The sequence below is a fragment of the Micromonospora sp. NPDC047812 genome, assembly GCF_040704175.1.
In the GTDB taxonomy this organism is placed as follows: domain Bacteria; phylum Actinomycetota; class Actinomycetes; order Mycobacteriales; family Micromonosporaceae; genus Micromonospora.
Genome location: NZ_JBEYRY010000013.1, coordinates 75043 through 86864, shown reverse-complemented (window position 1 = coordinate 86864; position 11822 = coordinate 75043). Strand labels below are relative to the sequence as shown.

10 protein-coding genes are annotated in these 11822 nt (G+C 75.0%); all 10 read left to right on the top strand.

What is annotated here, in order from left to right; all coding sequences use genetic code 11:
* Positions 1-71: 71 nt before the first annotated feature.
* The 10 genes from AB0883_RS28340 to AB0883_RS28295 all read left to right on the top strand — a co-directional run bounded on the left by AB0883_RS28340 (position 72) and on the right by AB0883_RS28295 (position 11700).
* On the top strand, positions 72-2000 hold the full coding sequence (locus AB0883_RS28340) for a hypothetical protein (protein ID WP_366644353.1): 1929 nt from the start codon (positions 72-74) through the stop codon (positions 1998-2000).
* Between the two features lie 130 nt (positions 2001-2130).
* Positions 2131-2646, top strand: coding sequence for an acyltransferase (locus tag AB0883_RS28335; RefSeq protein ID WP_366644352.1), 516 nt, complete (start codon positions 2131-2133; stop codon positions 2644-2646).
* Positions 2639-4261 carry a lipopolysaccharide biosynthesis protein gene (locus AB0883_RS28330; protein ID WP_366644351.1) on the top strand — a complete coding sequence of 541 codons (1623 nt, stop codon included), beginning with the start codon at positions 2639-2641 and terminating at the stop codon, positions 4259-4261. The genes AB0883_RS28335 and AB0883_RS28330 overlap by 8 nt, the downstream gene beginning before the upstream one ends.
* A 66-nt stretch (positions 4262-4327) precedes the next feature.
* Positions 4328-5617: an O-antigen ligase family protein gene (locus AB0883_RS28325; protein ID WP_366644390.1), complete on the top strand. Its 1290-nt coding sequence runs from the start codon at positions 4328-4330 to the stop codon at positions 5615-5617.
* Positions 5614-7221: a lipopolysaccharide biosynthesis protein gene (locus tag AB0883_RS28320; RefSeq protein ID WP_366644350.1), complete on the top strand. Its 1608-nt coding sequence runs from the start codon at positions 5614-5616 to the stop codon at positions 7219-7221. The genes AB0883_RS28325 and AB0883_RS28320 overlap by 4 nt, the downstream gene beginning before the upstream one ends.
* A gap of 8 nt (positions 7222-7229) precedes the next feature.
* Positions 7230-8132, top strand: a complete 903-nt coding sequence (locus AB0883_RS28315) for a sulfotransferase domain-containing protein (protein WP_366644349.1) — start codon at positions 7230-7232, stop codon at positions 8130-8132.
* Positions 8129-9385 carry a hypothetical protein gene (locus AB0883_RS28310; protein ID WP_366644348.1) on the top strand — a complete coding sequence of 419 codons (1257 nt, stop codon included), beginning with the start codon at positions 8129-8131 and terminating at the stop codon, positions 9383-9385. The genes AB0883_RS28315 and AB0883_RS28310 overlap by 4 nt, the downstream gene beginning before the upstream one ends.
* 226 nt (positions 9386-9611) lie before the next feature.
* Positions 9612-10094 carry a UDP-N-acetylglucosamine--LPS N-acetylglucosamine transferase gene (locus tag AB0883_RS28305; RefSeq protein ID WP_121395268.1) on the top strand — a complete coding sequence of 161 codons (483 nt, stop codon included), beginning with the start codon at positions 9612-9614 and terminating at the stop codon, positions 10092-10094.
* 74 nt (positions 10095-10168) lie between these two features.
* On the top strand, positions 10169-10783 hold the full coding sequence (locus AB0883_RS28300) for a glycosyltransferase (protein WP_366644389.1): 615 nt from the start codon (positions 10169-10171) through the stop codon (positions 10781-10783).
* Positions 10780-11700 (top strand): glycosyltransferase family 2 protein, encoded by a 921-nt coding sequence (locus tag AB0883_RS28295; protein ID WP_366644347.1) that lies wholly within the window; start codon positions 10780-10782, stop codon positions 11698-11700. Before AB0883_RS28300 ends, AB0883_RS28295 begins: the two co-directional genes overlap by 4 nt.
* Positions 11701-11822: the final 122 nt, after the last annotated feature.

Below are 11822 nucleotides of genomic sequence, written 5' to 3'. Positions count from 1 at the left end.
CGACATGGAGGCGTAGCGTGCCCGACATCCCGCTCTCTCGGCGATCCGCCGGACTCCGCACCCGGGCGGCGGTGGTCGCACTCGTGACCGCAGCCGCCGTGCTGGCCGTCCCCACCGGGACGTCCGCCGCCGTGGTGCCGGCGCCCGAACCGGCGACCCTGGTCTCGGCCAATCCGGCCGACGCCACACCGCACGCCAGGGACGGCGAGACCCGCGCCTTCGCGCAGGTCGGCTCCACCGTGTTCGTCGGCGGCAGCTTCACCCAGATCCGGCAGACCGCCAGCGCGGCGTGGACCACCCAGCGCTACCTCTTCGCGTACGACCGGGCCACCGGCACGATCTCGACCAGCTTCCTGCCGGTGCTGGACGGCGCGGTCAACACCTTGGTCGCCGGGCCCGGCGGCACGCTGATCGTCGGCGGTACCTTCAAGACCGTCAACGGCGTCTCCCGCAAGAACCTGGTGGCGCTCAACCCCACCACGGGCGCGATCGTCGACAGCTGGGTCGGCCGCTCCGACGGCGGCACCGTCCGCGATCTGGCGCTGCACGGCAACTGGCTCTACGTGGCCGGGGCGTTCAACTGGCTCAACGGCACCGCGCACGCCGGGCTCGGCCGGCTCAACGCCACGACCGGCGCGATCGACCCGACGTTCAACGTCAACGCCACCGTCGGGCGCCACCAGACCACCTCGTACGTGTGGACGATCGACGTCTCCCCGGACGGCGGCACCCTGGCCGTCGGCGGCAACTTCACGCTCGTCAACGACCTGCCGCGCAACCAGATGGCGCTGGTCGACCTCACCGGCACGCCGGCGGTGCTCGACTGGAGCACGGAGAAGTTCGTGCCGCCGTGCGCGTCGCCGGCGACCTTCGTGCACTACGTGCAGGACGTCAAGTTCGGCGGCGACGGCAGCTGGTTCGTCGTCGGCACCAACGGCGGCTCGGGCTGGCCGGCCGCCTACTGCGACGCGCTGGTGCGCTTCGAGACCGCGGCCCGGGGCACCGGCCAGCTGGGCACCTGGGTCGACTACACCGGCAACGACACCATCACCTCCGTCGAGGTCGCCGACAACGTCATCTACCTCGGCGGGCACTTCCGCTGGCTGAACAACCCGAACGCCAGCGACACCGCCGGCAACGGCGCGATCGACCGGCTCGGCATCGCCGCGGTCACCCCGGCCACCGGCATGCCGGTCAACTGGAACCCCCGCCGCAGCGGCAGCGCGTCGATGCCGGCCGGCACCAGCAACTGGGGCTCCTCCGTGCCGGTGCTCTGGCGCGGCAGCGACGGCCTCTACTTCGGCCACAACTCCGACGGCATGGGCAACGAGTACCACGGCCGCCTCGGGATGTTCCCGCTGACCGGTGGGCGCACCATCACCCCGAAGAACGCGCCGACCGCCACCACCGGCAACCTCTACGTCGGCACCGGCGCGGGCGAGCTGGCCAAGGTGCCGTTCGACGGCGCCAGCCTGGGCACCCCGACCACGGTCAGCCAGCCCAACTACACGGCGGCCGGCGCGACCTGGCGGGTGGACGACCGGATCTACTGGTCGCACACCGTCGCCGGCACCCCCACGGGCAGCCGGATCGACATCTCGCTGTTCAACGGCGGCGCGATCGGCGCCCCGTGGGAGGCGTCCGGCTACAACGACTGGTTCAATCCGGCGCTGATGACCGGCGCGTTCTACCTCGACGGGCGCCTCTACTACACCCGCTCGGGCGCCAGCGGTCTCTACTACCGCTACTTCGAGATCGACGGCAACTACCTCGGCGCCACCGAGTTCACCCTGCCCACCACCGGGGTGACCTGGTCGGCCGTGCGGGGCATGGCCTGGGTCGCCGGCCGGATCGTGTACGGTGCCACCGACGGAACGCTGCGCAGCGTTCCGTTCGACCCGACGGCCGCCCCGGCGGTCGACGGAACGGCGGCGACGGTGGTCCCGGCGGCCGCCGGCGTGACGTGGTCAACGCCGTCGACCTTCTTCTCCGTGCAGTGACGGTCGACTGTTCGTAACGGAACATCGGTAGATTGTTCACGTTGGGCCGGCGACGGATCAGCCGTCGCCGGCCCGCACGACGTGGGGAGGGTCGTTGGTCGGCGCGGGTGGCAACCGCAGAGGGCTCGCGGTGCGGGCCGTCTTTGCGGTCAAGCGCGGCTGGTACACGCTGCGCTATCCCCGGCTGACACTGGGTCGGGGCGTGGAGATCCGCGGCCGGATCCGGTTGCGCCGGGGCGTACGGGTGAGCATCGGTGACCGCACCCGGATCAACAAGCTGGTCCGCTTCGCCGGCCCGGGCGAGGTGCGCGTCGGTGCCGACTGCCTGTTGAACGCCACCTGGATCGGCACTTGGACGTCGGTCACGATCGGCGACCGGTGCCTGCTCTCGGACTGCGAGCTGCTGGACAACGACTTCCACAACCTGCCTCCCGAGCAGCGGCACGACCCGCCCGTCCCGGCCACCCGCGCCCCGATCACGATCGAGGACAACGTGTGGATCGGGGCGCACGCCCTGGTGATGAAGGGCGTGCGGATCGGCCGGGACAGTGTCGTGGGCGCCGCCACGGTGGTCCGTACGGACGTGCCGTCGCGGGTCGTGGTCGCTGGAAATCCACAACAGACGGTGAAGAAGTTCCATGACTGACGCTTCCCCCGGTACCTGGCCCACGGACGTCCCCGCCGGTGGTGGCGGCACACCGGGCCGCACCGTCACGCTGACCGACCTGCTGCGCGTCCCGCTGCACCGGATCCGCCTGGTCGGGGCCGTCGCCGCGATCGGCCTGCTCGCCGCGCTCGGCTACGTGGTGCTCGTACCGGCCGCCGTGACCGCCAGCGCGGTCGTGGCGGTCCGCCCCGTCGTCACCGACGCGTTCACGCCCAGCGGCGCCAACGCCGACCGGGCGGTGAACATGAACGTGGAGAGCGGCATCGCCACGGGCACCGACGTGGTGCAGCGGCTGGCCGACTCGGGGAACCTGGACCCGCGCGCGGTACGCGACGCGCTGGAGGTCGAGGTGCCCACCGGCGGGCAGATCCTGCGCTTCGTCTACCAGGCCCCCACCGCCGAGCAGGCGGTCGAGGGCGTCAACCTCGCCGCCCAGGCCTACCTCGACGTGCGCCGCACGATGTACGAGAAGCAGCGCGAGGAGATGCTGCGCTCGTACGACGAGAGCATCGCCAAGGTCGCCGCCCAGCAGGCCGCCCTGCAGAAGCGCGTCAACAACGCCCGGGAGGGCGCCGTCGACGCCGCGGTGACCGAGCTGACCGGGATCAACAACCAGCTCACCCAGCTCAACGCCGCGCGCACCGAGATCGCCGCGGTCGACGTCAACCCCGGCTGGGTCACCCAGACCGCCGAGCGGGCCCTGGCCTCCTCCGCCGGCAACCGCCCGCTCTACCTGCTCGCCGGCCTGCTCGGCGGGACCCTGCTCGGCGTGGTGCTCGCGTACGCCTGGGAGTCGATGGACCGGCGGATCCGGTCGGTCGACGACGGCCGGGACGCCATCGGGCTGCCGCTGCTCGGCACGGTCCGCAGCCGCCGGTGGCGCGGCGGCAAGGAGGCGGTCGACGCCGACATCCGCTACGTGGCGATGGCCATCGCCGAGCGGGTGCGCCAGCCCGCCCGGGTGTCGCTGCTGACCGCCCGCGAGGAGGACCCCACGGCCATCACCGCCGGGCTGGCGGTGGCGCTGGCGGCCGTCGGCCGGGAGGTCTTCGTCGCCGACGACAGCGGGCGCGCCGAACGGCTGCGCACCACCGTGCTCGCCGACCGGGAGCGGCTGCCCGCCACGGCGGACCCGTCCCGCCCGCTCGTCCCGAAGCCCCGGCCGGCCGGCTCGACGACGGACGGCAAGAGCGGCGCCACCCCGGAGCCGGCCGCGGCCCGACGCCCGTCGCCACACCCGATCGGCGCCCGCCCGTCCACCGACCCGGACGCCACGCTGACCCTGCCCCGGGTCACCTCGACGGCGGCCGGCGGGAGCGGCAAGGCGCCGAGCACCGACCCGGTGACCGTCGGCGCGGGCAGCGTCCGGTTCGGCACCTGGCGGCAGGGCGCCGACCACAGCCTGGTGCTGTTCAACGCCCCGCCGGCGGAGTCCGACGAGCGCGGGGTCGCCGTCGCCCGGCAGGGCACGGCTGTCGTGGTGGTCGAACAGGACCGGACCCGGCAGGGCGACCTGCGCCGCCTCGTGGAGCGGCTGCGCGCCGCCGGGGTCACCCCGCTCGGCTTCGTGTTGACGCGCAGCGGCCGGGGCTGATCCGTGCCGGTCACCCGCGCGCCGGCGACGACCGAGCCGGGCGGCGGCCCGGGCGCCGCCGCGTCGCTGCCGCAGCCGCCGCCCCCGCCACGGTTGCCGCTCTGGCCGCTGGCGTTGATGTTCGGCATGGTGCCCGTGTGGTGGCTGGCCGGCGCGTTCTACCTCGGGTGGCCCCTGCTCGGGGCGCTGCTGTTCGCGCTGCTGTTCATCCGGGGCCGCGTGCCGTTGCCCCCGGCCGCCGGGATCTGGCTGCTGTTCCTGGCCGTCGTGGTGGTCAGCGCCACCCAGTTGCAGACGCCGGCCTCGGTGCTGACGTTCGCCCTGCGGCTCGCCTTCTACCTCACCGCCCTCGTGGTGGGCGTCTACGTCTACGCGGTCACCCGGGAACGCCCCGACCAGGTCGCGGTCCTCGTTCCGCTCTGCGCCTTCTGGTTCGGGCTGGTCGCGCTGGGCTGGCTGGGCGTGCTGGCACCCCGGTTCGCGCTGACCACCCCGGTGGAGGTGCTGCTGCCGGGCGGGGTGGCCAACACCCCGTTCATCCAGGACATGGTCCACCTCACCACCGCGGAGTACAGCGCCCGGTCGTTGAATCCGATCTACCGGCCGGCCGCGCCGTTCGCGTACACCAACAACTACGGCAGCGCGTACGCGATGACGCTGCCCTGCGTGGTGGCCTTCACCATGCTGCGCCGGCGCGGCGTGCTGCGCTGGGCGCTGCTGGCGTCGCTGCCGCTGTCGTTGGCGCCGGCCTTCCTCACGCTCAACCGGGCGATGTTCCTCAGCCTCGGCGCCGGGCTGGCGGTGCTCGGCGTCCGGGCCGCCCTGCGCGGCAACGTCCGGGTGGCCGCGTCGATCGTCGGGGTGGTGGTCACCGGTGGCCTCGTCACCCTGTTCATCCCGGTCACCCAGCTGATCGGCAACCGGGTCGAGTCCAGCGACACCAACACCGACCGGCTCTCCCTCTACGTGGAGGTGATCCGGCGGGTACGGGAGTCGCCCTGGCTCGGCTACGGCGCGCCGGTGAACGTCGACACCGTCAGCGCCGAGGCGCCGATCGGCACCCAGGGGCAGCTGTGGATGGTGCTGTTCAGCCACGGCGTCCCCGCGCTGCTGTGCTTCCTCGCGTGGTTCGTGGTCGCCGCGCTGATCTGCGCCCGGGCCACGTCCGCCGCCGGGCAGTGGCTGGCCGTGGTGCCGGTGGTCTGCCTGGTGCAGATCCCCTTCTACGGCATGGCCAACCAGAACCTCGCGGTTGCCTTCTTCGCCGTCGCCTTCGCGATGGCGCTCACCGAGCGGGAGACCGTCGCCCGCCCGCACCACCCCCGTCTCCCGCGCCCGGAAGCGGTGCCCGCATGACCGCCGCCACCCACCCGCCGCCCGGGTCCCACGCCGCCGCCGGGGCCGCCGGGGCGTCCGGCGACGACACGGAGACCCGCCGCAGCGTCCGCAGCGGCGTCGCCGGGCTGATCGGCGCGGCCACCAGCGGACTCTTCGGCTTCCTGCTCGCGGTCGTCATCACCCGCGGCTACGGCACGGTCGGCTCCGGGGCGTTCTTCGCCGCGATCGGGGTGGTCACCGTCGCCACCGCCGTGTGCACCCTCGGCGCGGAGACCGGGCTGATGTGGGCGCTGCCCCGCCGGCGCCTCGGCGCGCGCGGCGACGCCGCCCGGGTGCTCCCGGTGGCGCTGCTCCCGCCGCTGCTGGTCGCGGTCGCCGTCGCCGTGGGCGGGGTGCTCGCCGCCGACGCGCTCGCCCCGCGCCTGCTCGGCGGCTCCGGCGTCGACGGCGCGGCCCTGCTGACGGCCAGCTTCGCCGCGGTGCCGGTGGTGGTGGCGATGACGCTGCTGCTCGCCGCGCTGCGCTGCGTACGCCCGATCCGGGCGTACGTCGGGGTGCAGTTCTTCCTGCTGCCGGTGGCCCGGCCCGTGCTGGTCGGCGCGGCGGCCCTGGCCGGCGGGGGCCTGCTGGCCGGCATGACCGGCTGGCTGGTGCCGGCGGCGCTCGCCCTGCTGGCCTGCCTGACGCTGGTGGCCGGCCCGCTCGGCGTCGGCCGGGGCGCGGCGCTGCGGCCCGCCCCGGACGACTGGTCGGCGTTCTGGCGCTTCGCGCTGCCCCGGGCCGCGTCGGCCGCCATCGACGCCGGCAACATGTGGGTGGGCGTGCTGCTCACGTCGGTGCTCGCCGGGCCAGCCGACGCCGGCGTGTTCGGCGCCGTCGGGCGCTACATCCTCGCCGGCCAGCTGGCCATGCAGGGGCTGCGGGTGGCGGTGTCGCCGCAGCTGTCCCGGCTGCTCGGGCGCGGGGACCGGGTTGCGGCGGCGGCCGTGCACCGGCAGTTGACCACGTGGGGGCTGGTGCTGTCCTGGCCGGTCTACCTGCTGCTGGCCGTCTTCGGGCTGGCCTTCCTCCAGCTCTTCGGGCCCGAGTTCACCGCCGGCGCCACCGCGATGACCGTGCTCGCGTTGGCCATGCTGGTCAACACCGGCGTCGGCAACGTGCAGAGCCTGCTGCTGATGGGCGGGCGCAGCGGGCTGCACCTGGCCGCCACGCTGGCCGGGCTGCTCGTTACCGTCTCCCTCGGCCTCTGGCTGATCCCGGCGCACGGCGCGACCGGGGCGGCGCTGGCCTGGGCGCTCGGCATCGCCACCGAGAACGTCACGGCGGTCGTCTGCGCCCGGGTCGTGGTCGGCCAGCCGCTGGTGGACGCGGCGATGCTGCGGGCCGGGGCGGCCACCGTCGCCGGGGTCGGGGCCGCCGCGGCGGTCGGGGTGCTGGCCGGCGGCCGGGGGATCGGCGGCCTGGCCGTGGCCCTGGGCGTGCTGGCCGCCGGCTGCGTCGGCTTGTTGACGTTGCCCCGGGTGCGGCACCGCATCCGGGTGACCATGGTGCAGGTCCGTGGGCGGCAGGAGGCGGCCCCGGCCGCCACCGGGCGCGCCCCGGAGGAATCGAAGGGCAGGTGAGGTCCGTCGTGCCGTCCATCCGAGACCGGGTGAAGCAGCTCGTACCGACCCAGGTGACGGAGCGGGTGCGGGAGTCACTCGTCGACTACGGGGTGCGGACCAGCGACCGGCGACCGCTGCCGGACTTCCTCATCATCGGCACGAAGCGGGGCGGCACCACCTCGCTGTGGAACTACCTGATCCAGCACCCGCTGGTGCCCCGGCTCTTCCCGGCCTGGAACACCAAGTCCTCGCACTACTTCGAGGAGCACTGGCGCCGCGGCGAGGCCTGGTACCGCTCGCACTTCCCGACGCAGCGCCACCGGGAGGCGCTGGAGAAGCGGCACGGCGGGCCGGTACGCGTCGGCGAGGCGGCGCCGCTGTACATGTTCCACCCCCTCGCGGCGCAGCGGGTCGCGGCGCTGATGCCGTCGGTGCGGCTGATCGTGCTGCTGCGCGACCCGGTGGAGCGGGCGTACTCGCACTGGAAGGAGCGGCGCACGCACGGCATCGAGCCGCTCGACTTCGCCGCCGCGCTGGCCGCCGAGCAGGAGCGCACGGCGGGGGAGCGGGAGCGGCTGATCGCCGAGCCGGAGTACTTCAGCGAGCCGTACGACTGGTACACCTACCGGGCCCGGGGCCGCTACCTGGAGCACCTGGAGCCGTGGCTGGAGCGGTTCGACCGGGGGCAGATCCTCTTCCTGCCCAGCGAGGACCTCTACCGCGACGCCCGGTCGACCTACCGCCGGACGCTGGACTTCCTCGGCCTGCCCCCGCACGACCTGCCCGACTTCAAGGTCTACAACGACCGCCGCTCGGCGCCGCTGGAGCCGGCCGTGCGCGCCGAGCTGACCGAGTACTACCGCCCGTACAACGACGCGTTGCGGCAGCGGTTGGGGCTGGAGCTCGACTGGCCGGACCGGGCCCCGTGACGGCGCCGGCCGCCGCCGACCCCCGCTCGCGTACCGACGGGCTCGGCTGGGTCACCCGGGCCGTGTTCGGCGACGAGCGGATCGCCCTGACCGTGGGCGCCCCGCCGCCGCCGGGGCACCGCGCCGTCGCCCGGTACGCGGTCGTCCCGTCGCTCGCCCGGGCCCGGTTCCTGCTGCCGCTCGGCGCGCCCCGGGCCACGGCCGCCTCGCTGCTGGCGTACAACGCGCTGCGTCCGCCGAAGGTGCGGGCGGTGCGGGCCGGGCTCGGCGTGCTGGCGCGGGTCGGCGCGGTCGACCTGGCCCGGTTCCCCCGGCTGACGGTGTCGCTGCCCGAGCGGGTCGCGGCCGACGAGGCGCTGCTGGCCGGGCGGTTGGGCGCCGCGCTCGGCGCGCCGTCGGTCTACGCTGCCTGCGGGGTCCGCCCGCCGGACCCGAACCACAAGCCCACCCTGCAACTGTTCGGCGCGGACGGCCGGGCCCTCGGCTACGCGAAGATCGGCTGGAACGGGGCCACCCGGGCGTTGGTGACCGCCGAGGCGGCGGCCCTGCGCGAGCTGCCGGCGGTGACCGGCGTGCCCGACCATCCGGCGGCGCCCCGGCTGCTCGCCGAGACGACGGCCGCCGGGCAGGTGGTCGCGCTCGTCGAGCCGCTGCCACCGGCGGTGCGGGGGGTGTCGGCCGGCGAACCGCCGCGGATCGCGGCGCTGCTGGCCGTGGCCCGCCGGGGCCGCCCGCCGGCCCCACCGCGCGCCGTGGCCGGGTCGGCGTTCCTGGCCCGGCTCGCCGCCGAGGCCGCACGCGCCGCCGCCGGCACGCCGGACGGGGCCCGGGCGGTCGCCGCCGTCGCCGCCCTGACCGGCCGGCACGGCGACACGGCCGTCGAGTTCGGGCACTGGCACGGTGACTGGGTGCCCTGGAACCTCGGCGTGTACGCCGGCCGCCTCGTCGCCTGGGACTGGGAGCACAGCGGGCCGGACGTGCCGCTCGGCTTCGACCTGGCGCACGACGCGTTCCAGCGGGCCCTGGTGCTGCGGGGCGAGCCCGCCGCGGCGGCGGCGCGGGCCGTCGACGCCCACCTCGACCGGTACGGCGCCGACCTCGGGCTCGCACCGGCGGCCCGGCGGCTGGTGGCCGACGCCTACCTGCTGGAGATGTGGCTGCGCACCTGGCGCCTCGCCGACGCCGGCGCGGGCTGGAACGCCGCACTGCATCCCGCCCTGCTGGACGTCATCGAGAAACGACATAGCGGCTGATCCGCCGAAATCGCCGGAGCCGGCGGTCCGCCGTCGACTCCGGACGGTGACGAAGAAACTCCAGGTCGTGACGATCGTCGATGTCGATGGTCGGTGCGGCGCACCCGATCCGCCACCCGCAGAGATCGATTTGTCGCCCGGTCGCCCTATTTCACCAGCCGGGGGACGTGTGATCTGCTGTCGCGTGGCGACCACCGAACGTCCAAGCGAACTTGTGGGGAGTCGCGTGGAAACGACAACCGAGGATGCCGGCGAGCCCGGAGTCCTGCTCCTGGTGGGCTCCAGCGGCGGCCACCTGGCCCAACTGCTCGCCCTGCGCCCGTGGTACGAACGCTGGCGGCGGTGCTGGGTCACCTTCGACACACCCGAGGCCCTCTCGCTGCTGGCCGGCGAGGAACTCGTCCCGGCGCACCACCCGACCACCCGCAACGTGCCGAACCTGCTGCGCAACGCCGTCCTCGCCTGGCGGGTGCTGCGGTCGCGCCGGGTCGCCGCGGTGGTGACCACCGGCGCCGGGGTGGCCGTCCCGTTCGTGGTGCTGGCCCGGCTCCGGCGCGTACCGACCGTCTACATCGAGGTGTACGACCGCATCGACACCCCGACCCTGACCGCCCGGCTCTGCCGGCCGTTCCTCTCCGCGATGCTCGTGCAGTGGGACGAGCAGCGCCGGCAGTACCCGGAGGCCACCGTCGTGGGGACCCTGTTGTGAGCGCCGAGAGCACCGGAACCGCCCCCGCGCACCGCGTCGCCCCCGGCCGTCACCGGCCGGCGGGCGCCAACCGGGTGCCCCGGCCACGCGACCCCGGCGACCTCGTCCGGGCCCGGCTGCTGGTCGCCGTCGGCACCGACAAGCATCCGTTCGACCGCCTGGTCGGCTGGCTGGAGGAGTGGCACCCCGCCGTCGCCGAGAACGTCGGGCTGACCGTCCAGCACGGACACACCCGGGCCCCCGGGGTACCCGGGGCGATGCCCTTCCTCGGCCACGACGAGCTGCAGACCGCGATGGCCGAGGCCGACCTCGTGGTCTGCCACGGCGGCCCGGCCACCATCCTGGAGGCCCGCCGGCACGGTCACCTGCCGATCGTCGTCCCACGGGACCCGGCCCGGGGCGAACACGTCGACGACCACCAGCAGTTGTTCGCCCGCCGCCTGGGCGCGGCCGGCATGGTGGCGCTGGCCGAGACCCGGGAGGCGCTGTTCGAGGCGCTCACCGCTGGCCTCGCCGACCCGTCGCGGTTCGCCGTCGCGGCCGACCCGGACGCGTCCCGGGCGCGCCGCGCGGCGGTCGAGCAGGTGGGACGGATCGTGGAGGACCTGGTGGCCGCGTCGACGAGACGACGGCAGCGGACGAGGTGGCGGCCGTGGGCACGGCCCGGCCGGAACGGAGAGCGGCGATGACCGAACACCCGAGCGTGAGCGCGGTGGTCCCCACCCGGGACCGCCCGGAGCTGCTCCGGGCCGCCGTGCGCGCCATCCTCGACCAGGACCACCCCGGCCCGATCGAGGTGGTGGTGGTCTACGACCAGTCCGAGCCGGACGCCTCGCTGGCCGAGCTGTCCCGCCCGGACCGGCTGGTCCGGGTGATCCGCAACGGGCGTTCCCCCGGCCTGGCCGGCGCCCGCAACTCCGGCGTCCTGGCCGCCACCGGCGAGCTCGTCGCGTTCTGCGACGACGACGACGAGTGGCTGCCCGGCAAGCTGCGCGCCCAGGTCGAGGCGCTCGCCGCCCACCCCGACGCGGAGTTCGTCAGCTGCGGCATCCGGGTCAGCTACGACGGGCACACCGTCGACCGGGCGCTGCCGAGGGACTCGGTCACCCTGGCCAACCTGCTGCGGGACCGGATGACGGAGCTGCACCCGTCGACCTTCCTGATCCGCGCCGCCGCGCTGCGCGACGGGTTCGGGCTGGTCGACGAGGAGATTCCGGGCAGCTACGCGGAGGACTACGAGTTCCTGCTCCGGGCCGCCCGCAGCGCGCCGCTGGTCAACCTGCGCACGCCGTACGTGCTGGTGCGCTGGCACAAGCGGTCCTACTTCGCGCAGCGCTGGGACACCATCTCCGAGGCGTTGCAGTGGCTGCTGGAGCGCTATCCCGAGTTCGGCACCCAGCCGGCCGGCGAGGCGCGGGTCACCGGGCAGATCGCCTTCGCCCGTGCCGCGTCCGGCGACCGGCGGGGCGCGATGCGCTGGGCCCGGCACACCATCCGGCGCAACCCGCGCGAGCCGCGGGCGTACCTGGCCCTCGCCGTGGCCGGGCGGATGGTCCGCGCCGACGCGGTGCTGCGTACCCTGCACAAGCGCGGCCGGGGCATCTGAGCCCGCGCCGCCCGGGCCCGTCCCCGGCGGGGCCCGGACCGGCCCCGGGGCCCTGCGGGTCCTGCCGGCGGGTGTGCCCGGGCGGCGGGCCACCCGACGGTCCGCGCCGGTGCCGCGTGGCG